The sequence below is a fragment of the Streptomyces sp. NPDC028419 genome (genome assembly GCF_055565515.1).
Genome location: NZ_JBVHUE010000028.1, coordinates 103,171 through 127,126 on the forward strand (window position 1 = coordinate 103,171; position 23,956 = coordinate 127,126).

Here is a 23,956-nt window from a genome sequence, read left to right on the forward strand (position 1 = left end):
CTGCGGCACAGCTCACTGTGATTCAGTGGGCGGGACACCGCAACGAAACGCCGATGACAAACCTGGAGTTGCTGTCGAGGTCTCGGGGAGAGCGAACGATGGAGACCGAGTCGGAGCCGTACGTCCGCCTTGCGACCCTGCGGCAGCTGCACAGGGTGGTCGCCGAGCTGAATACGGCCCGGAGTCTCGCGGACACCCTGCAGACGGTCGTGGACGGCATCGTCGTGGGGCTCGGTTACGAACTCGCCTGTGTCAACCTCGTACGCCCCGACGGTGATCTCGTCGTCGCCGCCTTCGCGGGCGACCCCGCCGCGGAGGCCCTCATCACCGGCCGCGTGGGCTCCCGCGGCTCCTGGGACCGCCGTCTGACGATGGGCGAGAACTGGGACGGGCTGCGCTTCATCCCGCACACCGAGGGCTGGGTCCTGATCGAGGACGACGTCCCCCAGTGGCACACCGAGGGCCCCGATCCGCGGTTCGAGGACGAGTGGCACCCCGAGGACCGGCTCTACGCCCCCATGTACGCGTCCGGCGGGGAACTGCTGGGCGTCATTTCGGTGGACAGGCCGCGCAACGGACGCCGCCCCGGCGCCTGGGGGCGCGAAGCCCTCCAGATGTACGCCTTCCAAGCGGCGATTGCGATCAGCAATGCGCGGCTGCGTGCGAACATGCAGCGGGCCCTGGTCCGGCTCGAACGCGAGCAGCAGGCGCTGCGGGCCAGCGAAGAGTCGTTCCGCCAGGCCTTCGAGTACGCGCCCAGCGGCATGGCCATCGCCGAGATGGGCGGTGACCAGCACGGGCGGCTGCTGCGCACCAATGACGCGCTGTGCCGCCTCCTCGGCCGGCCCGCGTCCGTCCTGCGCCGCTACTCCTTCTCCGACCTCGTCCACCCCGAGGACATCGGCACCCTGTTGCGGACCTCCGCCGAGGGCGGCCGGGCCGAGCTGCGGCTGGGGCGGCGCGACGGGACGTACGTATGGGTGTCGCTGCGCAACTCCGTGGTGGCGGACGCGGCCGACGGGCCGCGCTTCCTGCTGACCCACGTCGAGGACATCGAGGAGCGCAAGCGGCACGAGCTCCAGCTCGCGCACCGGGCCAGCCACGACGCGCTGACCGGGCTGCCCAACAGTGCGGAGCTACGGGCCCGGCTCGGCGCGCGGCTGTGTCGCCGGCCCCAGTCCGTGCGGGCGACGGCGGTGGAGGCCCTGGACGCGGCCTTCGAGGGGCGCGACGGGCTGGGCGGGGCGGGTGGTGCCGGTGAGCACGGCTTTCCCCCCGACGCCGGGCCCGACGCCTTCGAGTTCCCCGGCGTGCCCGGGCAGGCCGGCGGCCCCGGTGGTGCGGGGGGACCGGGCGGCGCGGGGGGACCGGGACCGTACGACCACCACGTGCACACGGTGGCGCCCGAGACGGAGGTCGACGACGGCACCAAGGGGCTCGCCGTCCTCTTCTGTGACCTCGACGGCTTCAAGTCGATCAACGACCGGTTCGGGCACCACACCGGCGACGCGGTGCTGATCGAGGTGGCCCGGCGGCTGACGACCGGGGTCAGGGACGGTGACACCGTCGCCCGACTGGGTGGCGACGAGTTCGTGGTGCTGGCCGACGGGCTCGGCGCCGCGGACGCCGCGGACCTCGCCGTCCGGCTGCGCAACGCGATCATCCCGCCGATCCGGGTGGACGGCCGGGCGGTCCGGGTGGGGGCGAGTTTCGGGATCGGCTGGGCCAGCTGCGGAATGTCCGCGGACGAGGTGCTGCGCTCCGCCGACCAGCGGATGTACATCGAGAAGCGGTCCCGCTCCAAGGCCCACCGCAGGGCCGGCTGAGGCCGTCCGCCGGGCGCCGCCACACCTGGAGCGCGCCTGTTCGAGGTAGGCTCCCGTGGGTCGAAAGGAGTGACCTGCGATGACGACGCCCGCGAACAACGGCTCGCACGGTGGGGCGAACAAGCCCGAGGACGACGATCCGTTCGGCTACCTCTACGAGGACGGGCAGGCAGCCGGAGCCACACCGCCCGGACAGGGTGGTGGATACGGCTACCCCGGCCCCGCCGGTGGCGCGCAGCCGGGTGTCCCCAGGACCTCCTACAACCAGGTGCGCACGGTCGGCGACCGCACGTACGGCGGCCAGCGCGGGCAGGTGCCCTACCAGCAGGGTCCCCCCACCCAGCCCCCCTACCAGGCGCAGTACCAGGCCCCGGAGACGCTCCAGGCGGGCGGCTACGGCGTACCGCCGCAGCAGCAGCCCCCGCAGTACCACGGCGGCCAGCAGGGTCCGGGGCAGGGCGGCTCCAGCCGCCGCGGCATGCTGATCGCCGCCGTCGCGGTGGTCGCCGCCGTGGCGATCGGCATCGGCGCGGCCGTGATGTTCGGCGGCGACGGCGACAAGGAGAAGGCGGACGGCAAGCCGACCGGCCCGACCCAGGCGCAGTCCCAGCAGCCGTCCTCGCCGGCGCCGAGCGGTTCGCCGTCGGCCCCGCCGGCCGCGAACCTGCCGAAGGCGGACGCGACGGGCTCCGGTTTCGCCCTCGCGGGCGGTGCGCTCGTGCAGAACACGATCCCGGGCGCCAAGTCGAGCACCGGTCAGTACGCGGGCGGCTTCAACAAGCCCGGTGCGTCGCTGACCTGGTCGCTGGACGTGCCCAAGGCCGGTTCGTACAAGCTGAAGATGACCTACGGCGTGCCCGGCAAGGACGGCAGCACCACGCTGACGGTCAACGGCGAGGCGCAGAGCCGCCCGATCAACATGAAGAACTGGGCGAACGCGAAGCCCGGCGAGTGGGACAAGGGCTGGACCAACACCTACTCGTTGGTCGACCTCAAGGCCGGCGCGAACACCGTCAAGATCTCGTGCGAGTCGGGCAACCAGTGCGACGTCGTCATCGACCAGCTGTGGCTGGAGAACAACTGACGCCGGCCCCGGGCCCGTCCGGTCACTGATCGGGCGTCGGCGTGACGCTGACCGACCCCCGTACCTCCTCGTAGGTGCGGGGGTCGAACTCTCCCGCCACCGGGGAGTGCACGGTGGCCGCCGAGAGGGCGACGGCGCGGGCGAGGCGGGCGGGCCAGTCCAGGCCCTCTGCCAGGGCCGACAGGAGGCCCGCGACGGCGGAGTCCCCGGCTCCGGTGGGGTTGCCGGACAGCGCGCGGGGCGGGGTGGCGCGCCAGCCGCCCTGGGGCGTGGCGGCGAGCAGGCCGGCCGGGCCCAGCGAGGTGATCACCGCGTGGGCGCCGCGGCGGCGGGCGTCGCGGGTGGCGGGGAGCGGGTCGCGGGAGCCGGTCAGCTCGGCGAGTTCGGTGGAGTTCGGCTTGATCATGTCGGGCCGGGCGGCGATCCCGCGGCGCAGGGCCTCGCCGCCGGTGTCGAGCAGCACGGGGACGCCGGCCGCGCGGGCCCGGCGGACGAGGAGCGCGTAGGCGCCGACGGGGACGCCGGGCGGGAGGCTGCCGCACAGGGCCACGGCCTGCGCGCCGGAGCTCACGAGGGCGTCGTAGCGCTCCAGGAAGGCGGCCCATTCCGGCGCCGTGATCAGCGGGCCGGGTTCGTTGAACTGGGTGGTGTCGCCGCTCGCCGCGTCGGCCACGGCCAGCGTGCGGCGGGTGGGCCCCGCGCAGGGCAGCAGCGCGTCGCGGACCCCGGGCGCGTGGGCGGCCAGGCCCGCGCGGACCGCTTCGCCCGCGGGCCCGCCCGCGAAACCGGTGGCGGTGACGGCGTGGCCGAGGGCGGCGAGCACCCGGGCCACGTTGAGGCCCTTGCCGCCGGGGCGTTCGATGACGTCGGACACCCGGTGCGAGGCGTGCGGCAGCATCCGCGGCACCCGGTAGGTGACGTCGAGTGCGGTGTTGAGCGTGACGGTGACGATCATGTGGCGGACCCCCGGGTCTCGGTCTGCCGGGATCATGCCAAAGATGACGGCGGTCGGCCCAGTCCCCCGGGCCGACCGCCGTGCCGTTGCAGCCGGTTGGCGGGCCGTCAGTCGCCGTCCGCGCCGGTGCGCCGCGTGCTCACGCGCGCGGGTCGATGATCCATTCGCCGTGCCGCATGACGCCCTTGACGTCGAAGTCCGCGTCGAGGACGACGAGGTCGGCGTACTTGCCGGGCTCCAGCGAGCCGACCCGGTCGTACATCCCGAGCAGGCGGGCCGGGTTGGCCGAGATCGCCTGCACCACGGACTCGACGGGCAGCCGGTCCACGGTCACCGACCGCTTGAAGGCGGTGTCCAGGGTCAGCGTCGAGCCCGCGATGGAGCCGCCCTCCACGAGCCGGGCCACGCCGTCCTTGACCTCGACCTCCAGCGGACCGAGGTGGTAGGTGCCGTCGCCGAAGCCCGCCGCGTCCATCGCGTCGGTGATCAGCGCCACGCGGTGCGCGCCCGCGTGGTGGAAGGCCAGCTCCAGCATCGCCGGGTGCAGGTGGGTGCCGTCGTTGATCAGCTCGACGGTGATCCGCTCGTCCTCCAGCAGCGCCGCGATGGGGCCGGGCGCGCGGTGTTCCAGGCCGGGCATCGCGTTGTAGAGGTGGGTGGCGACCGTGGCGCCGGCGTCGATGGCCTCGCGGGTCTGGTCGTAGGTGGAGTCGGTGTGTCCGATCGCCGCGATCACCCCGTGTTCGGCCAGCAGGCGTACGGAGTCCAGCCCGCCCGGCAGCTCGGTCGCCAGGGTGAACATCCGGGCCGCTCCGTGCGCGGCGTCCATCAGCTTGCGGACCTCGGCCGGGTCCGGGTCGCGCAGCAGGTCCTCCTTGTGCGCGCCCTTGCGGCAGGGGTTGATGAAGGGGCCCTCGAAGTGGATGCCCGCGATCTCGCCCTGCTGGGTCAGCTCGGCGAGCAGCGCGGCCCGCCGGGCCAGCTCGTCGAGGTCGCCGGTGACGGTCGAGGCGACCAGCGTGGTGGTGCCGTGCTCGCGGTGCGTGCGCACGCCGCGGAGGATCTCCTCGGGCGTGCCGGAGGTGAAGGAGGCGCCGCCGCCGCCGTGGTTGTGCATGTCCACGAAGCCGGGGACGATCCAGTGGCCGGTGAGGTCGACGGCGGCGGCGCCCTCGTGGGCGCTGCCCGCGATGCGTTCGCCCTCGACGATGACGCGGCCGCCCGTGACGGTCCCGGTGGGCAGCACCACCTTGGCGCCGGAGAGAACGGTGCTGTGTGCGCTTCCGGCCATCAGGCTGGTACCTCCGTGGCGAGTAGGTCCCAGGCGAGCAGACCCGCGCCCAGGCATCCGGCGGTGTCCCCGAGGGCAGCCGGAACGATCTCGGGCAGCCGCTGGAACGTCACGCGTTCCTCGACGGCCGTCCGAAGCGGTGTGAACAAGGTTTCCCCGGCCTCGGCCAGCCCGCCACCGATGATCAGCGTGCGGGGGTCCAGCAGGGTGAGGGCGGTGACCAGGCCGTCGGCGAGGGCGCCGACGGCGGCGAGCCAGACCTCCTGTGCGCGCGGGTCGCCGGAGGCGACGGCCTTGGCGCAGTCCGCGGCGTCCGCTTCGGGGTCGCCGGAGGCGGCGGCCCAGGCGCGGGTGACGGCGGAGGCGGAGGCGAGGGTCTCCAGGCAGCCGCGCTGGCCGCAGCCGCAGGCGGGGCCGCCGGGGCGGACCACGATGTGGCCGATCTCGCCGGCGTAGCCGTGCGCGCCCGCCTCGATCCGGCCCGCGATGCCGATGGCGCCCGCGATGCCGGTCCCGAGCGGGACGAAGAGGAAGCGGTCGGCGCCGCGGCCCGCTCCGATGCGGCCCTCGGCGAGGCCGCCGGTGCGCACGTCGTGGCCCAGGGCCACGGGGATGCCGCCGAGGCGTGCGCTGAGCAGGGCGCGCATCGGTACGTCGCGCCAGCCCAGGTTCGCCGCGTAGACGGCGACCCCGTTCTCGGCGTCGACGATCCCGGGCACGGCGACGCCGGCGGCGGACGCGGGCCCTCCGTACCGCTGCACCCCCAGGTCGCGCAGCTCCGCGGCGAACTCCAGGATCGACTCGACGACGGCGTCGGGGCCCCGGTCGCGGCCGGTCGCGCGGCGCGCCTCATGGAGCAGGGAGCCGTCCTCGGCGACGAGGGCGGCCTTCATCCCGGTGCCGCCCACATCGAGGGCGATGACGTGTTTCACGGGTTTCACAGGTGACAGTCTCGCGTGCTCGACGGGGAAAGGTCTAGTCCACTGAGGGGGATTGTTGAGTAGCCATACAAATGGGGGACCCCCGGTGCCGTCCGGTTGTGGACACTCCGCGAAAGTGGTGTAGACCTTACGTGGATCTGACGGACGACAATGGGGTGGACCGAGAGCTGTGAGAGCCCGTTATCTGAGCCTGGTGGCCTCCGGCGCCGCACTGTGCATGAGCGTGACCCTGACCGGTTGTGGAACCGAGGTCCTCGGCGGGAACAACGAGGTGACCCTGCGCGTCGTGGCGGCCGACTACGGGGACAATCCCGCGAACTCCTCCGCCACGTACTGGAAGGACCTCGCCCACCGGTTCGAGAAGGACCAGCCCGGCATCAAGGTCGAGGTCGACGTCTACTCCTGGACCGAGGTCGACGCCAAGGTCGCCGAGATGGTCAAGGCCGGCAAGGCCCCCGACGTCGCGCAGATCGGCGCCTACGCGGACTACGCCGCCGCCGACAAGCTCTACACCGCCGACGAGCTGCTCTCCGTACAGACCGAGGCCGACTTCCTCGCGCCGCTCGCCGACGCGGGCAAGGTCAAGCGCGTCCAGTACGGCATGCCCTTCGTGGCCAGCACCCGGCTGCTCTTCTACAACGAGAAGCTCTTCGCCGACGCGGGCGTCATCCCGGCGAGCGCCGTCGGCACCGGCAAGGGCTGGCAGCCCAAGACCTGGTCCGAGCTGGAAGCCGCGGCCAAGAAGCTGAAGGCGGCCAAGGTCCCCACCCCCTTCGCGCTGCCGCTCGGCCGTGAGGAGGCGCAGGCCGAGACCATGAACTGGATGCTCGCGGGCGGCGGCGGCTACACCGACAACGAGGAGTCCTACGCCCTCGACTCCCCGGACAACGTCAAGACCTTCGAGTACCTGCGCGACACCCTGGTCGGCGGCGGCCTCACCGGCCCCGTCGAACCGGCGAAGCTGGACCGGCAGGCCGCCTTCGACGGCTTCACGCGCGGCGAGGTCGGCATGCTCAACGGCCACCCGACGCTGATCAAGCAGGCCGCGGCGAAGGGCCTGAAGTTCGGCATGGTCGCGCTGCCGACCTCCGACGGCTCGGACAAGCCCGCCATGGGCGTCGCCGACTGGGTCATGGCCTTCAAGAACGGCCACCGCAAGGAATCGGGCAAGTTCCTCGACTACCTCTACTCGGCCGAGAACCAGACCGCCTTCACCAGCCGCTACGACCTGCTGCCGGTGACCACCAGCGGCTACCGGTCGATGGAAGCGGCCACCGGAGCGGGCGCGGTCCAGCTCAAGACCTTCCTCCAGGCGCTGCCCTCCTCGCGGCTCTACCCGGTCGGCAAGAAGTCCTGGGCGGGCGTGAGCGAGAACATCAAGCAGAACATCGGCAAGACCGTCCAGCCGGGCGGGCAGCCGGCCAAGACGCTGGAGGAGATGGCGCGCACGGCGCGGGCGGAGGACGCGCACTGAGCTGGCCGTGGGTGCTGTCGGTGGGCGGAGTTAACCTGGCGGTATGACGGAGGGCGGGCGGTTGACGGAGACGGAGGCCGCCGTGCTCGCGTACGAGGGGCGCACCTGGCCCGGTCCCGGCGCCAAGGAGCGGGCCATACGGGAGCGACTCGGCATGCATCCCGTCCGCTACTACCAGCTGCTCAACGCGCTGATGGACGACCCGCGCGCGCTCGCCCACGCGCCCGGCACCGTGAACCGGCTGCGCAGGCTGCGCGAAGCCCAGCGTGCCCGGCGATAGCCGTCCTCCGGGGGGACCGTTAGGGTCGTAGGCATGGGGAGCCATCCGCACAGCCTGCCGGTCAACAGCCTGCCGATGCCCGTCACCGCCGCCGGACGCGAGGGGCTCGACGCCCTGCTGCGCGAGCCGCGCCGCGCGGTGATCGCCCTCGACTTCGACGGCACGCTCGCCGAGATCGTGCCCGACCCCGACCAGGCGCGGGCCCACGCCGACGCCGTGCCCGCGCTGGCCGCGCTCGCGCCGCGGGTGGCCTCGGTGGCCGTGATCACCGGGCGGCCCGCCGGGGTCGCCGTCCGCCACGGGGGCTTCGCGGGGGTGCCGGGGCTCGAACACCTCGTCGTGCTCGGGCACTACGGCGCCGAGCGCTGGGACGCGGTCACCGGGATCGTCCACACCCCCGCCGAACATCCCGGGGTGGCGGCCGTACGGGCCGAGCTGCCGGGCTTCCTGGACTCCATCGGGGCGTGGCGCGGCACCTGGATCGAGGAGAAGGGGCGCGCCCTGGCCGTCCACACCCGCCGGGCCGAGGATCCCGCGGCGGCCTTCGACGCGCTGCGGGAGCCGCTGGGGGAGCTGGCGGCGCGGCACGGGCTGGTGGTGGAGCCGGGGCGGGCCGTGCTGGAGCTGAGGCCGCCGGGGATGGACAAGGGGGTCGCGCTCACGGAGTACCTGGCGGAGGTCGGGGCCGGGGCGGTGCTGTACGCCGGGGACGATCTGGGGGACCTGGCCGCGTTCTCCGCGGTGGAGAAGGCGCGGGCCGAGGGGGTGCCGGGGCTGCTGGTGTGCAGCGGCTCGGCCGAGGTCCCCGAGCTGGCCGCCCGAGCCGACCTGACCCTGGCGGGCCCCCCCGAAGTAGCCGCCTTCCTCGCAGCCTTGGCCGCCGCCCTCTAGCCCACCCGCCCCCAATCGCCGGGCGGCTGCATCTCCAGCCCCGCCGGCGTTTGAGGCGTCCCCCCGGGGGCGGTCGACCCCCGGGCTCGGGTGCCGCGTGGGCTGACGCTGCCTCCGGCGGGCCCTCAATCGCCGGGCGGGCTTGGTTTCCCAGCCGCGCCGGCTGGTGTTGCCTCCGGCGGGCCCTCAATCGCCGGGCGGGCTTGATTCCCAGCCTCGCCGGCGTTTGAGGCGCCCCCGGAGGGCGGTCGACCGGTGGTCGGCCGTCGGGCTCGGGTGCCGCGTGGGCTGATGCTGCCTCCGGCGGGCCCTCAATCGCCGGGCGGGCTTGATTTCCCAGCCGCGCCGGCTGGTGTTGCCTTCGGCGGGCCTTCAATCGCCGGGCGGGCTTGATTCCCAGCCTCGCCGGCGTTTGAGGCGCCCCCGGAGGGCGGTCGACCGGTGGTCGGGCGTCGGGCTCGGGTGCCGCGTGGGCTGATGCTGCCTCCGGCGGGCCCTCAATCGCCGGGCGGGCTTGATTCCCAGCCTCGCCGGCGTTTGAGGCGTCCTCCGGGGGCGTACTGGACGGGCTCGCCGGCTACTCGGACCGCAAGAAGGCCAGTTGGGCCTCGAACCAGGCCGCCGGCGGCAGGGCGGTCGCGGTCGCGGCCAGGCGCTTCGTGCGCTCCGCCCGCTCCCCCTCCGGCATGGACAACGCCGCGTGCAGCGCGAGCGCCGTCTCCGTGACGTCGTACGGGTTCACCGCCAGCACGTCCTCGCGGAGCTCCTCGTACGCCCCCGCCCCCGTCGACAGCACCAGCACGCACCCCGCCTCCGACACCACCGGGATCTCCTTGGCCACCAGGTTCATCCCGTCGCGCACCGGGTTCACCAGGGCCACGTCCGCCAGCCGGTACGCCGCCAGGGAGCGCGCGAAGTCGTCCTCGACCGAGACCAGCACCGGCTGCCAGTCGGGCGTGGCGAACTCCGCGTTGATCTCCGCGGCCAGCTCCCGCACCGACTCCGTGTACGCGCGGTAGACGGCCAGGTCCTGCCGCGAGGGGTAGGCCGACGCCAGGTGCACCACGCGGCCGCGCCACTCGGGCCGGGTGACCAGCAGCTCCCGGTAGGCCAGCAGCCCGCGCAGGATGTTCTTCGACAGCTCCGTGCGGTCCACCCGGACGATCGCCTTGCGCCCGGCGACCTCCGTCCGCAGCGCGGCCAGCTTGTCGTTCACCTCGGGCCGGTGGGCCAGCTCCCGCAGCTCGTCGCCGTCCACGCCCAGCGGGAAGACCCGTACCGAGGTGGTCCGGCTCGACCAGACCGTGTAGCGCCGGTGCGTGATCTCCGTGCCGTCCGCTCCGCCCGGCGAAGCCGTCCCGTACGCGTCGTCCAGGTCCATCGCGTCCAGGAACGCCCGCGCCCACGCCCCGGTGTGGAAGCCCACCATGTCCGCCCCGAGCATCCCCCAGGCCAGCTCCTCGCGGACGTAGGAGGGCAGGATCCGCAGGTAGTCGTAGGACGCCCAGGGCGTGTGCGTGAAGTGCGCGATCAGCAGGTCCGGGCGCAGCACCCGCAGCATGCCGGGCACCAGGGCCAGGTGGTAGTCCTGGACGAGGACCCGCGCGCCCCGCTCCGCCTCCTCGGCCAGCGCCTCGGCGAAGGCCCGGTTGTAGGCGACGTACGACTCCCAGGCCCGGTGGAACGCCGCGTCGAAGACCGGCTCGCGCGGGACGTCGTACAGGTGGTGGTGGGTGAACCAGAGCACCGAATTGGCGATGGCGTTGTAGGCGCCGTCGTACACCTCGGGGTCGATGTCCAGCATCCGCACGCCCGGCTCGGCGACCCCGCGGCGGACCGCCTCGCGGTCCGCCTCCGAGAGCGCCGCGCAGATCCACAGCGCGTCCGGTTGGCGGCCGAGGGCGGCGGAGAGGCCGGAGACGAGACCGCCCCCGCCGCGGCGGGCGCTGAGGCCCCCGTCGGTGTCGAGGGCGTACGAGAGCGGACCGCGGTTGGCGGCGACGAGTACCGAGAAGGCCATGCGGGCAACCTAGCCCGGCGGGCCCGCGCTCAAACTGTGAGTGCCGTCATGCCACGCGTCGGTGGGCGTACTCCTCGACGCCCCGCATCGGCGGCCGCTCCACCGTGTCCACCGGGTAGGTGTGCGGCTCGAAGCCGTCCGGGCCGCGCTCGAACTGGGTCAGCTCGGGCCGTACGAGGTGCCCGCGCGAGAGCCGCAGCTGCGCGGTCCGGTAGATCGCGGCGGCCATTCGGCCCAGCGCCCGCCCGTCCTGGTGGCGGTGCAGCCGGACGCCGACGTCCACCTGCGCGAGCGCGTCCAGACCGGCCGTGTGCAGCGCGTCCACCAACAGGCCGAGCTCCACGCCGTAGCCGACGGGGAAGGGCAGCCGCTCCAGCAGCGAGCGGCGCACCGCGTACTCGCCGCCCAGCGGCTGGACGAATCCGGCCAGCTGCGGCCAGTGCAGGTTCAGCAGCGGGCGGGCCACCAGCTCGGTGACCCGGCCGCCCTGGCCGGGCGCGTCGCCCAGCGGGCGGTCGTACATCGCCTTGACGAACTGCACGTCCGGTTCGGTCAGCAGCGGGCCGACGATCCCGGAGACGAAGGCGGCGGAGAAGTCGCGCAGGTCGGCGTCGACGAAGCAGACGACGTCCCCGCTGGTCACCAGCAGCGAGCGCCACAGCACCTCGCCCTTGCCGGGCAGCGCCGGGACCCGCGGCAGGATCTCGTCGCGGTGCACCACGCGGGCGCCGGCCTTCGCGGCGACCTCCGAGGTGCGGTCGCCCGAGCCGGAGTCGATGACGACGAGCTCGTCGACGAGGGGGACGGGGAGGGCGTCCATCAGGTCGCGGCGGATGACCTCGACGATCGCGCCGACCGTCGCCTCCTCATTGAGCGCGGGCAACACGACGCTGACCGTGATGCCCGATGCCCGCTTGGCCGAAAGGAGCTGCTCCAGCGGTCGGTCGGTGGCGGACCAGGAGCGGGCCCCCAGCCAGCGCTCCACCTCTTCCAGCACCTTCAGCACTCCCTATCGAGTCGTGGCCGGCCAGCGATATGGCCGAAATGTGATCCATCTCGCGGTTCGGACGGCTGTCTCAACCATCCATGCCTTCGGTTACAGTCTTGAACAACGCGGAGGACCATCGCATGTCGGGGGTCCTTCGGTACAAACGCACGAGTGCGCCGCCAAGGCGCGTTCGCGCCATACCGCTCATCCAGAGGGGCAGAGGGATACGGCCCGTTGAAGCCCCGGCAACCCTCCAGTCGGTCTCGCGATTTTGCAAAGTCAGCGAGGTCCCCGACTAGGGAAGGTGCCAAATCCGTCTCGTGGCGAAGTGCGCCACGGGGAAGATGAGGAGAAAGGGCCTCGCCGTCATGTCTGTACAGACTGTCGCCACCTCTGCCGCGACCACCGTCGATCTCGGACCCGCCATCGGGCTTTCCTGCCGCGAATGCGCCACCCGCTTCGAGCTGGGTCCCATTTTCGCCTGTGCCGAGTGTTTCGGCCCGCTCGAAGTGGCCTACGAGCTTCCGACCGGTGACCCCGAGGCGCTGCGCGCCGCGATCGAAGCCGGCCCGAACAACATCTGGCGCTACGCCCCGCTGCTGCCCGTCCCCGCCGACGTGGCCTCGAAGCCGAACCTGAACCCGGGCTTCACCAAGCTCGTGGACGCCGAGAACCTGGCCAAGGAGCTGGGCGTCACCGGCAAGCTCTACGTCAAGGACGACTCCGGCAACCCGACGCACTCCTTCAAGGACCGCGTCGTCGCCATCGCCGTCGAGGCCGCCCGCGCCTTCGGCTTCACCACGCTCTCCTGCTCCTCCACGGGCAACCTGGCCGGGGCCGTCGGCGCCGCCGCCGCCCGCGCCGGACTGCGCTCCTGCGTCTTCATCCCGCACGACCTGGAGCAGGGCAAGGTCGTCATGGCCGGCGTGTACGGCGGTGACCTGGTCGGCATCGAGGGCAACTACGACGACGTCAACCGCTTCTGCTCGGAACTGATCGGCGACCCGCTCGGCGAGGGCTGGGGCTTCGTCAACGTCAACCTGCGCCCGTACTACGGCGAGGGCTCCAAGACCCTGGCGTACGAGATCTGCGAGCAGCTCGGCTGGCGGCTGCCCGACCAGATCGTCATCCCGATCGCGTCCGGCTCGCAGCTGACGAAGATCGACAAGGGTCTGCAGGAGCTGATCAAGCTCGGCCTGGTCGAGGACAAGCCCTACAAGATCTTCGGCGCCCAGGCCGAGGGCTGCTCGCCCGTCTCGACCGCCTTCAAGGCCGGTCACGACGTGGTCCGCCCGCAGAAGCCGGACACCATCGCCAAGTCGCTCGCGATCGGCAACCCGGCCGACGGCCCGTACGTCCTGGACATCGCCCGCCGCACCGGCGGTTACGTCGAGGACGTCAACGACACCCAGGTCGTCGAGGCCATCAAGATCCTGGCCCAGACCGAGGGCATCTTCGCCGAGACCGCGGGCGGCGTGACCGTCGGCGTGACGAAGAAGCTCATCGAGAACGGGCAGCTGGACCCGGCGCTGACGACCGTGATCCTGAACACCGGTGACGGCCTGAAGACCCTGGAGGCGGTGGCCGCCGACAGCGGCCAGACCGCCACCATCCGCCCGAGCCTGGACGCGTTCCGCGCCGCCGGCCTGGCCTGATCACCCCTCGAACCCGGAAAGGCAGCAGCGCCATGAGCGTCAACGTCCGCATCCCCACCATCCTGCGCACCTACACGGGCGGCCAGGCCGAGGTCGCCGCCGAGGGCGCGACCCTCAGCGAGGTCATCGACTCCCTGGAGCGGAGCCACCCGGGCATCGCCGCCCGCGTCCTCGACGACCAGGGCAAGCTGCGCCGCTTCGTGAACGTCTACGTCAACGACGACGACGTGCGCTTCGAGAGCGGGCTGCAGACGCCGACGCCCGACGGCGTGGGCGTCTCGATCATCCCCGCCGTCGCGGGCGGCTGACCCTCCGCTCGGACCGCAGAACCTGAATTGCCCCCTCCGGTAGGAAACGGAGGGGGCAATTCTGCGTGGTTGGGCGCGGTAGAGTTGGGGAAGTCCCCACCGCTGTTCTTGCCCGGCGCATATGAACGGGTCGCGGGAGGGTTGACATTGAGTCAACATGCGTGCGCGCTATGGGTCCTTGGCGTGGTTTGTCCGGCCCGAGTTGCCCCGGAAGATTCCTAATTTTCACCCTATTTCAATGTAATGGCATGTCCAGAATTCTCGCGGGAATGACCTGTTGCAGACAGCAGCGGTGCGGATACATTCAGCCCCGGTCGAGGCGTTCCGGCGCAAGTTCTGACCCGGGTCCGCGAAGTGCGGTCCTGCGCAAGGGCCAGTAATAGGGGAGTTAGGCATGGCTCAGGGCACCGTCAAGTGGTTCAACGCGGAGAAGGGCTACGGCTTCATCGCGGTCGACGGTGGTGCGGATGTGTTCGTCCACTACAGCGCCATCCAGATGGACGGGTACCGCACCCTTGAAGAGGGTCAGCGGGTCGAGTTCGAGATCTCGCAGGGCCAGAAGGGTCCGCAGGCGGACATGGTCAAGCTCGCAGTCGGCTAGCCGGAGCGATCGACCACCGACACATGAACACGCGGGGCCCGCATCCTGAGACATGGATGCGGGCCCCGCGTGCGTGCGGGAAACCGGGGCGGGAACCGGGGCCGGATCCGTGCGGGAACGCGTGGGGGAACGGGTGCGGGGCCCGGGCGTTCACCGGGTGTTCCTCGAAGCCGCTTGCACTCGGGGGTGCCGAGTGCTAATCATTGGCGTTAGCACTCTCCAGGTGAGAGTGCTACCAAAACGAGGACCGGGTCGGTGAGGCCCACGGGGTCGGCGGGAAGGAACCGCCGGACCCACAGGCCGTCCGTCGCGGGCGCGGGCGCGGTCCGGGAGCAATCCACCGCTGTCCGGGAGGACCACTTCAGATGGCCAAGATCATTGCGTTCAACGAGGAGGCCCGGCGCGGTCTCGAGCGAGGCATGAACCAGCTCGCCGACGCCGTCAAGGTCACCCTTGGCCCCAAGGGTCGCAACGTCGTCCTTGAGAAGAAGTGGGGCGCCCCCACGATCACCAACGATGGTGTCTCCATCGCCAAGGAGATCGAGCTCGAGGACCCGTACGAGAAGATCGGCGCCGAGCTGGTCAAGGAAGTCGCCAAGAAGACGGACGACGTCGCCGGCGACGGTACGACCACCGCCACCGTGCTCGCCCAGGCGCTCGTCCGCGAGGGCCTGCGCAACGTGGCCGCCGGTGCGAACCCGATGGCCCTCAAGCGCGGTATCGAGAAGGCCGTCGAGGCCGTCTCCGCCGCCCTGCTGGCGCAGGCCAAGGATGTCGAGACCAAGGAGCAGATCGCTTCTACGGCCTCCATCTCCGCCGCTGACACCCAGATCGGCGAGCTCATCGCCGAGGCGATGGACAAGGTCGGCAAGGAAGGCGTCATCACGGTCGAGGAGTCGCAGACCTTCGGCCTGGAGCTCGAGCTCACCGAGGGCATGCGCTTCGACAAGGGCTACATCTCGGCGTACTTCGCCACCGACATGGAGCGCATGGAGTCGTCCCTCGACGACCCGTACATCCTGATCGTCAACTCGAAGATCGGCTCGGTCAAGGACCTGCTGCCGCTCCTCGAGAAGGTCATGCAGTCCGGCAAGCCGCTGCTGATCATCGCCGAGGACGTCGAGGGCGAGGCCCTGTCGACCCTGGTCGTCAACAAGATCCGCGGCACCTTCAAGTCCGTCGCCGTCAAGGCTCCGGGCTTCGGCGACCGCCGCAAGGCCATGCTCGGTGACATCGCCATCCTCACGGGCGGCACGGTCATCTCCGAGGAGGTCGGTCTCAAGCTCGAGAGCGCGGGCCTCGACCTGCTCGGCCGCGCCCGCAAGGTCGTCATCACCAAGGACGAGACCACGATCGTCGACGGCTCCGGCGACAGCGACCAGGTCCAGGGTCGCGTCAACCAGATCCGCGCCGAGATCGAGAACTCCGACTCGGACTACGACCGCGAGAAGCTCCAGGAGCGCCTCGCGAAGCTGGCCGGCGGCGTGGCCGTCATCAAGGCCGGCGCCGCGACGGAGGTTGAGCTCAAGGAGCGCAAGCACCGCATCGAGGACGCCGTCCGCAACGCCAAGGCGGCCGTCGAAGAGGGCATCGTCGCCGGTGGCGGCGTCGCGCTCCTCCAGGCCTCCGCGGTCTTCGAGAAGCTCGAGCTCACGGGCGACGAGGCGACCGGCGCCAACGCCGTCAAGCTCGCGCTGGAGGCCCCGCTCAAGCAGATCGCCGTCAACGGTGGTCTCGAGGGTGGCGTCGTCGTCGAGAAGGTGCGCAACCTGCCGATCGGCCACGGCCTGAACGCCGCGACCGGCGAGTACGTCGACATGATCGCCGAGGGCATCATCGACCCGGCGAAGGTCACGCGCTCCGCGCTGCAGAACGCCGCGTCGATCGCCGCGCTGTTCCTCACCACCGAGGCCGTCATCGCCGACAAGCCCGAGAAGGCCGGTGCCCCCGCGGGCGGCGGCATGCCGGGCGGTGACATGGACTTCTGATCCGCCCCGGGCCCCGGCCCGAGCAGATCGGCTGTTCTTCGAACGAGGGCGGCACTCCCCACGGGGGGTGCCGCCCTCGGGCGTTCCCGCGTTCCTACGCGGCGGGGCGGGCCACGAAGGTGACCGCTTCGTGGTCGCAGCCCAGGTCGATGGTCAGCGAGGCGTCGAGGGCGCGGGCGAGCCGCCGGAGCAGCGGCAGCGTGGGCACGGCGTCGGCACCCTCGACCCGGGAGATCTTCGCCTGGGTGAGCCCGGCGCGCTCGGCGAGTTGCGTCTGGGACAGCCCGAGCGCCTTGCGCCGGTCGTACACGGCCTTGGCGAAGGCCATCGCGAGGCGGATCTCCGCACGCTCGGCCTCGACCTCGGGCGCTTCGACGTACTCCCGCGCGGCCTCCCGCTCACGGGCCAGCTTCCAGCGGCTGTGATTCATCGCGCGTCCCCTTCCTTGCCGCGGCTGTACGTGGTGTGGGCCGGGGCGTGCTCCCGTGCGCACACGATACGGGCCGCCACGGCGCGGTCCACTTGATCCGGCTCGTGCATGCGCGTCTTGCTGAAGACCGTAAGGAGTACGATTCTGCGCCCCGGCGCGAACCAGTAGCTGATCCGCGTGGGCACGCCGTCGAGCGTGGGCCGCAGTTCGTAGACGCCGTTCCTCAGGGGGCGGGCGAACGGCATCGGGGTCAGGGGTCCGTGGGCGGCCAGCAACTCCGCGTACTCCTCGACCTTGCGGTACTGCTTGCCGGGCAGTAGCTCCAGCCAGGTCCGCACATCGGGCTCCACCTCGATCACGTACAGGTCGGCGTTCATGCGACGCACCGTATTATGTCGTCTGCGACATAATACGGCCGTGTGGAGCGTTCTGCCCCATCGGATGACCGGGGGTCGGGGGTTGACGGGCGAGTGGTTCACTTGCCGCATGAGTGACGTGTTCATCAAGATCTGCGGGTTGCGGACCGCGGCGGACGTGGACGAGGCGGTGGCCGCCGGGGCCGATGCGATCGGGTTCGTCTTCGCCGCGGGCAGCCCGCGTACGGTCGATCCCGCGCTGGCCCGCGAGCTGGCCGCCCGGATCCCGGAGCGGGTGCTCACCGTCGGGGTGTTCCGGGGGCAGTCCGTGGCGGAGGTGCGCCGGCTCACCGAGGAGAGCGGCGTGCGCGGGGTGCAGCTGCACGGGGAGGAGGGCCCCGAGGACTTCGCGGCCCTGCGCGCCGAGGGTCGGACCCTGCTGCGGGCCACCTCGCGGCACGCGGCGCGCTGCGGGGAGTACGGCGAGGACCTGCTGCTGATCGACGCCCCGGATCCGGGCTCGGGTAAGCCCTGGAACTGGGGGTCCGAGGAGTTCACCGCACCGCGGGGCCGCTGGCTGCTGGCCGGCGGGCTGACCCCGGGCAACGTCGGCGAGGCCGTACGGGCCACCGGGGCGTGGGGGGTCGACGTCTCCAGCGGGGTGGAGCGGGAGCGCGGGATCAAGTCCCCGGAGCTGATCCGGGCGTTCGTCGAGGCGGCCCGGGGCACCCAACGGTCATAGCTGTTCGTGCTCGTACGATTACTCTGAGCGAGAATTCGAGTGTGGCGCGGCGTCCGGCGGGCAGCTCTTCATCATGGTCTCGGACATGCTCGAACGACTGTGGCGGCTGACCCGCCACCTCGCCCCGGGGGAGGGCGGGGGGCTGCTGCCGCGCCCGCGCCGCGCTCCCGTCTTCACCGCCGACTTCACCTCGCCCACCCAGTGGGTCGCCGGCCGCTCGTGGGCGTATCCCGGCGGCGGCCCGGTCAATCCGGGCGACAACAAGCTGGACCACCTCGTCGAGGACCCCGCCTACAGCCGCGGCGGGGTCTTCCGGGCGACGCTGCGCCCCGACGGGGACTGGGACAGCGGGCTGCTCACCACCGAGGGCAGCGACGAGGGCTTCATGGTGCGCACCGGCGACGTGCTGGAGGCCCGGGTGAAGCTGCCGGTGGGGCGGGGCGCCTGGCCCGGGATCTGGACCTGGCGCGACGGCGGCCAGGAGATCGACGTCTTCGAGTACCACCCCGACAACCCGGACCTGCTGGAGCTGTCGAACCACGTCCGCGAGGCGCACCTCTACTACCGCGACCCGGTGATCCGCCCCGGCGGTTGGGTCGACCTCAAGGTCGAGTTCGGCAGGTCGTCGGTCACCTGGTGGGTCAACGGCGCCCGGGTCTTCAGCGACGGCCGGGGCGTCGGCCGGTCCTGGCACGCCCACCTCATCGTCAACCTCTCCGTCTGCGCGGGCCGTTACCACCCGGCGCCGGACCCCGGCGTGACGGAGCTGTCCTACGAGGTGTCGGCGCTGCGCGTGTACCGGCGCTAGGCCCTGTCGTCAAAGTGCCGTCTGCCTCGCGACGCCTGGCACGCACTCTCGCCGCACCGGGCGAAAGCCAAGTACGTCCAGTACGCGGGCTTCCGCCCGGCACGGCGAGAGCACGCACCAGACGCCGCGGGGCCGCCCTTCGGGCGACGACGGCACTTTGACGACAGGACCTAGCGGGCGCCCACGGGCGGGGCCAAGGGCGGGCCGCGGCGGGGTCTTCGGGCCCTGCGGCCGCGGACCAAGGTCCCTGTCCGGGGGCCTTCCGCCCCGGGAGACTTCGAGCCATGGACGCCCTGGACTCACTGATCGTCGCCGTGAACGACCGCTTCTGGACCTACCTGCTGATCCCGCTGGTGGTCGGAGCCGGCCTGTACTTCACGGTCCGGTCCCGGGGCGCGCAGCTGCGGCTGCTGCCGGAGATGTTCCGGGTGGTCAAGGAGAAGACCCCGCCGCGCGCGGACGGCCGCAAGCAGGTCTCGTCCTTCGGCGCCTTCACGATCTCCGCGGCGGCGCGGGTCGGCACCGGCAACATCGCCGGTGTTGCCACGGCCATCACCCTGGGCGGCGCGGGCGCCGTCTTCTGGATGTGGGTGATGGCGGTCATCGGCGCGGCCTCGGCCTTCGTGGAATCGGCGCTCGCCCAGCTCTACAAGGTGCGGGGCGCCACCGGCGCGTACCGGGGCGGTCCGGCGTACTACATGCAGCGCGCGCTCGGGAAGCGCTGGCTCGGGGTGCTCTTCGCGGTGACGATCACCGTCACCTTCGGTTTCGTCTTCAACGCCGTCCAGGCCAACACGATCGCCTCCGTGGCGACGGGCTCGCTGCCGGAGACGGACGGGGCCTGGTTCGCGCCCGCGCTCGGGCTGCTGCTGGCCGCGCTGCTGGGCCTGGCGGTCTTCGGCGGGGTCAAGCGGATCGCGGCGGTGACCACGGTGCTGGTGCCGGTGATGGCGGTCGTCTACCTGCTGCTGGGCGCGGCGGTCGTGCTGCTGAACGCGTCCGAGTTCCCCCGGGTCGTCGCGGACATCGTCGGCGGCGCCTTCGGCTTCCGGGAGCTGGCGGCGGGCGGCATCGGCGCGGCGATCCAGCAGGGCATCCGGCGCGGCATGTTCTCGAACGAGGCGGGCCTCGGCTCGGCCCCGAACGCGGGCGCGGCGGCGGAGGTCTCGCACCCGGTCAAGCAGGGCCTCGTACAGTCCCTGGGCGTCTTCTTCGACACGCTGCTCGTGTGCACGATGACGGCCTTCGTCGTGCTCGTCAGCAACCCCGAGCCGGCCGGCCGCCAGGGCGCGGACCTCACGCAGACCGCGCTGAGCGACACGCTCGGCAGCTGGGCGGGGCACCTGCTGACGGTGGTCGTCTTCATGCTCGCCTTCAGCAGCATGATCGGTAACTACTACTACGGCGAGTCCAACATCCAGTTCATCACCCGCAAGCGGTGGGTGCTGCCGTCGTACCGGGTGCTCGTGCTGGTGACTGTCGTGCTCGGGTCGCTGGGCTCGGTGTCGGTGGTGTGGAACCTGGCGGACGTGTTCATGGGCTTCATGGCCCTGGTGAACCTGCTGGCGATCATCCCGCTGTCGACGATCGCCTTCCGCCTGCTGGAGGACTACCTCGCCCAGCGTCGCGCGGGCCTGGACCCGGTCTTCACCCGCGACCGCATGCCGGACCTGCGGGGCGTCCAGTGCTGGGACCCGGTCCGGGTGACGGTCCCCGCGGCGGCGGGCCGCCACTGATCCGCTGCGGCTACGCCGGCGTGGACCCGCGCCGCGAGGACGCGCGCCCGGCGAGGAGGAGCAGCGCCGTCGGTACGAGGCCGAGCGGGAAGCCGGAGGGTTCCAGGATCCAGGCGCCGACGAGGACCCACGCGCCCACGGCCGCGCCCAGGTAGCGCGGGACCTCCTGGCCGGTGCGGGCCATCCGCGAGACGAGCAGCCCGAGCAGGACCAGCGGCACGGCGAAGCTGCCGGGCAGGGCCCAGAACTCGGCCATGGAGGCCGCGTTGGCGGGGTCCTTGAGGGCGGCTTGGCCGTGCAGCGCGCCGCCGAACCAGTCGCCCCATCTCGGCCAGGTCTTGGCGGTGAAGGCGGTGATGTGCAGGACGCCGATCGCCACGCTGGTGCGCCCCGCCCAGATGTTCAGGCTGCGGGCGCGGTCCGTACCGGAGGGCGCGGACGTAGTTACGGTACTGACAGTTTCGATACTCATAGTTCCGTATACTGGACCCGTGCAGCCTTCGAAGCAACCCCCCGGCCGACCGCGGGACAGCCGCGTGGACGACGCGATCCGTGACGCGGTACGGGAGTTGGTGGCCGAGGTCGGGTACGCCGCGCTGACCGTGGACGCCGTGGCCGCCAGGGCGCGCGTGGGCAAGGCCGCCATCTACCGCCGCCACGCCTCCCGCGGCGAACTGGTCTTCGCCGCGCTCGTCCACGGGCGCGAACCGCAGCCGCTGGCGGACACGGGCACGTTGCGCGGGGACCTCACCGCGCTCGCGGACCTGATCCTGGGGATCTTCTCCGACCCGGTCGCGGCCGCCGCGACCCCCGGCCTGCTCGCCGAGGTGAAGCAGCAGCCCGAGATCGCCGCCCGCTTCCAGGCGACCTTCATCGCCGAGGAGCGCGCCCTGGTGACGCGGCTCCTGGAACGGGCCGTCGCGCGCGGCGAACTGGCCGCCCTGCCCGACCCCGCGCTGGTCCACGCCGCCGTCCTGGGCACCGTCTTCGCCTGGGTGTTCCTCCTGGAACACCCGCCCGCCCCGGACCTCGCGCCGCGCATCGCCGCGATGGCCCTGGCGGCGTGCGGGGGTGCCGGCTAGGTCCGGTCACGGCACTAGGTCGCCTCTTGGCGCGGAGGTCACCGCGCGCGCCACTCGATCGTGGGGCGCCGGCGCAAGCGGCCGCGGGCCGGTGGCTTCGTAGGCGGAACCCGACTCCCTCGGAAGGTCGGTTCCGGCTCCGCTGGGCGATCTCGGGGCCGCATCCTATAAGTGGGCCGCCGAAGGGATCATGGTGTCCGATGGGGTGGTGATTCGTTTCTTCCGGTGGGGCGATCACTGGGATCGCCGGTCATGGAAAGAGACCCATCGATGGCGCAGCCTGTTCGTGTCGTGTTCCGCTCTGCCCTGCCCGCGGCGCCTGCTGTCGGCGAGGGGCTGCGGGTGGCGCTCTACCAGGGCCAGGGGCCGGTCGGCAGCCGGGAAGCGGTGCGGCAGAACATGGACCGGCTGGAGGAGGTCGCCGCACTGGCCGCCGCCTACGACTGCCAGGTGGTGGTGTTCCCGGAGAAATACACCACCGGCTACGCCATCGACCCCAGCCAGTGCCAGGAGCTGGCGGAACACCGTGAGGGACCCTCGGTCGACCAGGCCCGGCTGGCGGCCAAGGCGAACGGCCTGGCCGTGGTCCTGCCCTACCCCGAACGCGACGGCAGCGACTTCTACGACTCCATCAGCGTGATCACCGCCGACGGTCAGGTCGCCGCGAACTATCGCAAGACCCACCTGTACGGGGCCGCCGAGCGCCGCAACTACTCCTTCGGTCAGGAACTGCCGCCCGTCGTCACGATCAACGGCATCGCCGTCGGAGTGCTGAACTGCTACGAGTGCGAATTCCCGCCGCTGTACCAGTACCTGGCCGAGCAGGGTGCACAGATCGTGCTGGGCCCCACCGCCGCCGACTTTCACTTCCGCCTGGCCGACGGCACCATGAGCCGCGTCCCCTACCAGGACGCCACCCGCCACATCATCCCCGCCATGGCCTCCATCTGGCGCCTGTTCATCGCCTACGCCAACCGCCGCGGCTGGGAGCAGGTCCCCGCCGGCTCCTGGCAGTACCAAGGCAACTCCGGCATCTGGGGCCCCGACGGCGAACCCCTGGTCGCGGCCACCGCCGAAGACCGCCACCATGACTGCCTCCTGATCGCCGACTGCCTCCCCGCCACCGTCCCGCTCTTCAGCCCCGAGGGCCACCACCCCACCGACAACCGCCTCGTCCTCAATCCCGCCCTGCGCCCCGCCCACTGAGAACGGGAACCGGCCATCCGGCGAAGCACACAGCGTTGCCTTCCACGGTCGGACGACTATGGAGCCAGCCCACGGCCACCCTCTTCACCGGACCCCAGAACGGCGCGTACGAGCACGCGGACCGCGTGGCGTTCGGTGAGGGGCTGGTGCTGCCGGAGCCGTTCGCGCTGACCCCGGACACCGGGGCCTTCCCGCACTGACGGTCCGACCGGGTGAGGGAGGAGCGATTCTGCTTGGTGCGGTGGGGAGTTGGCGCGCGGCGGGCGCCGGCGGTTCGGGTATCCAGGGGGCTCCCACCGCCGAACCCGGAAGGTCGCGATGAGACTCACCCGCCCCGCCCTGCTGGTTGCCGCCGCCCTGCTCGCCCTCTACGTGCCGACGGCCTCGGCGCAGGCGGGACCGCCCGCCCCGAAGGCCGCGGAAACCCTGACCCACATCACCGGTGGCCGGGTGGAGGTTCCGTACGAGTACCCCGCCGTCCTGCACACGGCCAGGGCCACGTGTCCCGCCGGTCAGGCGCCCACCGGGGGAGGGATGACCACCTACGGCAACAGGTTCAGGTTCTCCATCATCAGCTCCTACGCGCAGGGGCGGGACTGGATCGTCACCGGCGCGAGCGTGGGCGACCTGAACGACGGGGCCTTCGCGGCCACGGTGATCTGTTCGACGGCTCCCCACCGGCAGGTCTTCGGAGGCGGCGTCACGGTGGCGAAGGGCCAGGTCCTCACCCTCCACCAGCCCTGTCCCAGCGGTGAGGTGCCCACCGGTGGAGGGGGGCGGGCCGATGCGACACGGGTGTCCTTCCAGAGTTCTCTCCCCGCCCTCAACACGTGGGAGGTCAGCTACTGGAACGACACCGGGCAGTCCCACACGGTGGAGCCCTTCGTCGTCTGCTCGACGGCTCCCCACCATTCCGTTGCCGGACGAGCGGGCTCGGTCTCGAAGGGCGGCGGCGGAACCTCTCAGGTCCAGTGCCCGGACGGGCAGCAGGTCACCGGTGGCGGAGGGTTCAGCCAGAACAACACCGCGATGATCCTGTCGTCCTTCGAGAACAACGGCTGGCGCGCCACGGTCGCCAGCTTTTCGCCCGACTTCCAGTTGGTGACCGCGTTCGTGGTCTGCACCGGCAGCTGAGCGGTCCTGAGCCGTGGGGGGGGGGGGGGGGGGGGGGGGGGGGGGGGGGGGGGGGGGGGGGGGAGGGATGGCGGAGGAGTTGATGTCGGGCGAAGTATGATCCTGGCCCGACGTCGAAATTCCGTACCCGGATAAATCTAGAAAGAGAGAATAATGTCCG

The 23,956-nt window shown here is 71.8% G+C and carries 24 protein-coding genes and 1 riboswitch; of the genes, 16 read left to right on the forward strand and 8 right to left on the reverse strand.

Annotated elements, in window-relative coordinates:
- Positions 1-98 precede the first annotated feature (98 nt).
- On the forward strand, positions 99-1,826 hold the full coding sequence (gene cdgB / locus ACZ4UB_RS28635) for a diguanylate cyclase CdgB (RefSeq protein WP_468074476.1): 1,728 nt from the start codon (positions 99-101) through the stop codon (positions 1,824-1,826).
- A 79-nt stretch (positions 1,827-1,905) separates the two neighbouring features.
- Positions 1,906-2,910: a CBM35 domain-containing protein gene (locus tag ACZ4UB_RS28640; RefSeq protein WP_468074478.1), complete on the forward strand. Its 1,005-nt coding sequence runs from the start codon at positions 1,906-1,908 to the stop codon at positions 2,908-2,910.
- Between the two features lie 22 nt (positions 2,911-2,932).
- Here ACZ4UB_RS28640 and ACZ4UB_RS28645 read toward each other — a convergent pair whose 3' ends face one another.
- The 3 genes from ACZ4UB_RS28645 to ACZ4UB_RS28655 form a co-directional block, all read right to left on the reverse strand.
- Positions 2,933-3,865 carry a 1-phosphofructokinase family hexose kinase gene (locus ACZ4UB_RS28645; RefSeq protein ID WP_354381322.1) on the reverse strand — a complete coding sequence of 311 codons (933 nt, stop codon included), beginning with the start codon at positions 3,863-3,865 and terminating at the stop codon, positions 2,933-2,935.
- A gap of 139 nt (positions 3,866-4,004) precedes the next feature.
- Entirely contained in the window at positions 4,005-5,156 is a 1,152-nt protein-coding gene (gene nagA / locus ACZ4UB_RS28650) for an N-acetylglucosamine-6-phosphate deacetylase (protein ID WP_468074480.1), read from the reverse strand.
- Entirely contained in the window at positions 5,156-6,088 is a 933-nt protein-coding gene (locus tag ACZ4UB_RS28655) for an ROK family protein (protein ID WP_354381323.1), read from the reverse strand. The genes nagA and ACZ4UB_RS28655 overlap by 1 nt, the downstream gene beginning before the upstream one ends.
- A 178-nt stretch (positions 6,089-6,266) precedes the next feature.
- Here ACZ4UB_RS28655 and ACZ4UB_RS28660 point away from each other — a divergent pair, with 178 nt between their 5' ends.
- Genes ACZ4UB_RS28660 through otsB form a run of 3 tightly spaced genes read left to right on the forward strand, consistent with a single transcriptional unit; the run spans position 6,267 to position 8,742 of the window.
- Entirely contained in the window at positions 6,267-7,571 is a 1,305-nt protein-coding gene (locus ACZ4UB_RS28660) for an extracellular solute-binding protein (RefSeq protein WP_468074482.1), read from the forward strand.
- A gap of 43 nt (positions 7,572-7,614) precedes the next feature.
- Positions 7,615-7,851 carry a DUF3263 domain-containing protein gene (locus ACZ4UB_RS28665; protein WP_354381239.1) on the forward strand — a complete coding sequence of 79 codons (237 nt, stop codon included), beginning with the start codon at positions 7,615-7,617 and terminating at the stop codon, positions 7,849-7,851.
- Between the two features lie 33 nt (positions 7,852-7,884).
- A complete protein-coding gene (gene otsB / locus ACZ4UB_RS28670) occupies positions 7,885-8,742 on the forward strand; it encodes a trehalose-phosphatase (protein ID WP_468074484.1) in 858 nt (285 codons plus the stop codon).
- 577 nt (positions 8,743-9,319) lie between these two features.
- Here otsB and ACZ4UB_RS28675 read toward each other — a convergent pair.
- A complete protein-coding gene (locus ACZ4UB_RS28675; RefSeq protein ID WP_468074486.1) occupies positions 9,320-10,762 on the reverse strand; it encodes an alpha,alpha-trehalose-phosphate synthase (UDP-forming) in 1,443 nt (480 codons plus the stop codon).
- A gap of 46 nt (positions 10,763-10,808) precedes the next feature.
- On the reverse strand, positions 10,809-11,759 hold the full coding sequence (locus tag ACZ4UB_RS28680; protein WP_354381242.1) for a glucosyl-3-phosphoglycerate synthase: 951 nt from the start codon (positions 11,757-11,759) through the stop codon (positions 10,809-10,811).
- Between the two features lie 192 nt (positions 11,760-11,951).
- Positions 11,952-12,101, forward strand: a riboswitch (SAM riboswitch).
- Between the two features lie 17 nt (positions 12,102-12,118).
- Here ACZ4UB_RS28680 and thrC point away from each other — a divergent pair.
- The 4 genes from thrC to groL all read left to right on the forward strand — a co-directional run bounded on the left by thrC (position 12,119) and on the right by groL (position 16,302).
- Positions 12,119-13,405, forward strand: a complete 1,287-nt coding sequence (thrC, locus tag ACZ4UB_RS28685; RefSeq protein ID WP_354381243.1) for a threonine synthase — start codon at positions 12,119-12,121, stop codon at positions 13,403-13,405.
- 32 nt (positions 13,406-13,437) lie between these two features.
- A complete protein-coding gene (locus ACZ4UB_RS28690; protein ID WP_354381244.1) occupies positions 13,438-13,713 on the forward strand; it encodes a MoaD/ThiS family protein in 276 nt (91 codons plus the stop codon).
- A gap of 394 nt (positions 13,714-14,107) precedes the next feature.
- Positions 14,108-14,314 carry a cold-shock protein gene (locus ACZ4UB_RS28695; RefSeq protein WP_003967346.1) on the forward strand — a complete coding sequence of 69 codons (207 nt, stop codon included), beginning with the start codon at positions 14,108-14,110 and terminating at the stop codon, positions 14,312-14,314.
- A 365-nt stretch (positions 14,315-14,679) separates the two neighbouring features.
- Positions 14,680-16,302: a chaperonin GroEL gene (gene groL, locus ACZ4UB_RS28700; RefSeq protein ID WP_354381245.1), complete on the forward strand. Its 1,623-nt coding sequence runs from the start codon at positions 14,680-14,682 to the stop codon at positions 16,300-16,302.
- 94 nt (positions 16,303-16,396) lie between these two features.
- On the opposite strand, the gene ACZ4UB_RS28705 is transcribed toward groL, so the two are convergent.
- Together ACZ4UB_RS28705 and ACZ4UB_RS28710 are read right to left on the reverse strand one after the other, a co-directional pair.
- Positions 16,397-16,732 carry a helix-turn-helix domain-containing protein gene (locus tag ACZ4UB_RS28705; RefSeq protein ID WP_468074489.1) on the reverse strand — a complete coding sequence of 112 codons (336 nt, stop codon included), beginning with the start codon at positions 16,730-16,732 and terminating at the stop codon, positions 16,397-16,399.
- Positions 16,729-17,109: a type II toxin-antitoxin system RelE/ParE family toxin gene (locus ACZ4UB_RS28710; RefSeq protein WP_468074491.1), complete on the reverse strand. Its 381-nt coding sequence runs from the start codon at positions 17,107-17,109 to the stop codon at positions 16,729-16,731. Before ACZ4UB_RS28710 ends, ACZ4UB_RS28705 begins: the two co-directional genes overlap by 4 nt.
- A gap of 109 nt (positions 17,110-17,218) precedes the next feature.
- Here ACZ4UB_RS28710 and ACZ4UB_RS28715 point away from each other — a divergent pair, with 109 nt between their 5' ends.
- From ACZ4UB_RS28715 to ACZ4UB_RS28725, 3 genes are all read left to right on the forward strand, one after another.
- Positions 17,219-17,830, forward strand: a complete 612-nt coding sequence (locus tag ACZ4UB_RS28715) for a phosphoribosylanthranilate isomerase (protein WP_468074493.1) — start codon at positions 17,219-17,221, stop codon at positions 17,828-17,830.
- 85 nt (positions 17,831-17,915) lie between these two features.
- Positions 17,916-18,638 (forward strand): beta-glucanase, encoded by a 723-nt coding sequence (locus ACZ4UB_RS28720; RefSeq protein ID WP_468074495.1) that lies wholly within the window; start codon positions 17,916-17,918, stop codon positions 18,636-18,638.
- A gap of 284 nt (positions 18,639-18,922) precedes the next feature.
- Positions 18,923-20,374: an alanine/glycine:cation symporter family protein gene (locus tag ACZ4UB_RS28725; RefSeq protein WP_468074497.1), complete on the forward strand. Its 1,452-nt coding sequence runs from the start codon at positions 18,923-18,925 to the stop codon at positions 20,372-20,374.
- Positions 20,375-20,384: 10 nt separating this feature from the next.
- On the opposite strand, the gene ACZ4UB_RS28730 is transcribed toward ACZ4UB_RS28725, so the two are convergent.
- Positions 20,385-20,846, reverse strand: a complete 462-nt coding sequence (locus ACZ4UB_RS28730) for a DUF6463 family protein (RefSeq protein WP_468074499.1) — start codon at positions 20,844-20,846, stop codon at positions 20,385-20,387.
- Between the two features lie 19 nt (positions 20,847-20,865).
- Between ACZ4UB_RS28730 and ACZ4UB_RS28735 the strand changes: the two genes are divergently transcribed.
- The 4 genes from ACZ4UB_RS28735 to ACZ4UB_RS28750 all read left to right on the forward strand — a co-directional run bounded on the left by ACZ4UB_RS28735 (position 20,866) and on the right by ACZ4UB_RS28750 (position 23,796).
- On the forward strand, positions 20,866-21,456 hold the full coding sequence (locus ACZ4UB_RS28735) for a TetR/AcrR family transcriptional regulator (RefSeq protein WP_468074501.1): 591 nt from the start codon (positions 20,866-20,868) through the stop codon (positions 21,454-21,456).
- A gap of 291 nt (positions 21,457-21,747) precedes the next feature.
- Positions 21,748-22,662, forward strand: a complete 915-nt coding sequence (locus ACZ4UB_RS28740) for a nitrilase-related carbon-nitrogen hydrolase (protein WP_468074503.1) — start codon at positions 21,748-21,750, stop codon at positions 22,660-22,662.
- Between the two features lie 35 nt (positions 22,663-22,697).
- Positions 22,698-22,862, forward strand: coding sequence for a hypothetical protein (locus ACZ4UB_RS28745; protein ID WP_468074505.1), 165 nt, complete (start codon positions 22,698-22,700; stop codon positions 22,860-22,862).
- Between the two features lie 118 nt (positions 22,863-22,980).
- The gene (locus ACZ4UB_RS28750) at positions 22,981-23,796 is read left to right on the forward strand and encodes a hypothetical protein (RefSeq protein WP_468074507.1); all 816 of its coding nucleotides are present in this window, start codon (positions 22,981-22,983) and stop codon (positions 23,794-23,796) included.
- Positions 23,797-23,956: the final 160 nt, after the last annotated feature.

What these genes read in the sequence shown, in the direction of transcription:
- cdgB (WP_468074476.1), top strand. Translation starts at nt 99, where the DNA reads ATGGAGACCGAGTCGGAGCCGTACGTCCGCCTTGCGACCCTGCGGCAG.
- ACZ4UB_RS28640 (WP_468074478.1), top strand. Translation starts at nt 1,906, where the DNA reads ATGACGACGCCCGCGAACAACGGCTCGCACGGTGGGGCGAACAAGCCC.
- ACZ4UB_RS28645 (WP_354381322.1), bottom strand. Translation starts at nt 3,865, where the DNA reads ATGATCGTCACCGTCACGCTCAACACCGCACTCGACGTCACCTACCGG.
- nagA (WP_468074480.1), bottom strand. Translation starts at nt 5,156, where the DNA reads ATGGCCGGAAGCGCACACAGCACCGTTCTCTCCGGCGCCAAGGTGGTG.
- ACZ4UB_RS28665 (WP_354381239.1), top strand. Translation starts at nt 7,615, where the DNA reads ATGACGGAGGGCGGGCGGTTGACGGAGACGGAGGCCGCCGTGCTCGCG.
- otsB (WP_468074484.1), top strand. Translation starts at nt 7,885, where the DNA reads ATGGGGAGCCATCCGCACAGCCTGCCGGTCAACAGCCTGCCGATGCCC.
- ACZ4UB_RS28675 (WP_468074486.1), bottom strand. Translation starts at nt 10,762, where the DNA reads ATGGCCTTCTCGGTACTCGTCGCCGCCAACCGCGGTCCGCTCTCGTAC.
- thrC (WP_354381243.1), top strand. Translation starts at nt 12,119, where the DNA reads ATGTCTGTACAGACTGTCGCCACCTCTGCCGCGACCACCGTCGATCTC.
- ACZ4UB_RS28690 (WP_354381244.1), top strand. Translation starts at nt 13,438, where the DNA reads ATGAGCGTCAACGTCCGCATCCCCACCATCCTGCGCACCTACACGGGC.
- ACZ4UB_RS28695 (WP_003967346.1), top strand. Translation starts at nt 14,108, where the DNA reads ATGGCTCAGGGCACCGTCAAGTGGTTCAACGCGGAGAAGGGCTACGGC.
- groL (WP_354381245.1), top strand. Translation starts at nt 14,680, where the DNA reads ATGGCCAAGATCATTGCGTTCAACGAGGAGGCCCGGCGCGGTCTCGAG.
- ACZ4UB_RS28705 (WP_468074489.1), bottom strand. Translation starts at nt 16,732, where the DNA reads ATGAATCACAGCCGCTGGAAGCTGGCCCGTGAGCGGGAGGCCGCGCGG.
- ACZ4UB_RS28710 (WP_468074491.1), bottom strand. Translation starts at nt 17,109, where the DNA reads ATGAACGCCGACCTGTACGTGATCGAGGTGGAGCCCGATGTGCGGACC.
- ACZ4UB_RS28715 (WP_468074493.1), top strand. Translation starts at nt 17,219, where the DNA reads ATGAGTGACGTGTTCATCAAGATCTGCGGGTTGCGGACCGCGGCGGAC.
- ACZ4UB_RS28720 (WP_468074495.1), top strand. Translation starts at nt 17,916, where the DNA reads ATGCTCGAACGACTGTGGCGGCTGACCCGCCACCTCGCCCCGGGGGAG.
- ACZ4UB_RS28725 (WP_468074497.1), top strand. Translation starts at nt 18,923, where the DNA reads ATGGACGCCCTGGACTCACTGATCGTCGCCGTGAACGACCGCTTCTGG.
- ACZ4UB_RS28730 (WP_468074499.1), bottom strand. Translation starts at nt 20,846, where the DNA reads ATGAGTATCGAAACTGTCAGTACCGTAACTACGTCCGCGCCCTCCGGT.
- ACZ4UB_RS28750 (WP_468074507.1), top strand. Translation starts at nt 22,981, where the DNA reads ATGAGACTCACCCGCCCCGCCCTGCTGGTTGCCGCCGCCCTGCTCGCC.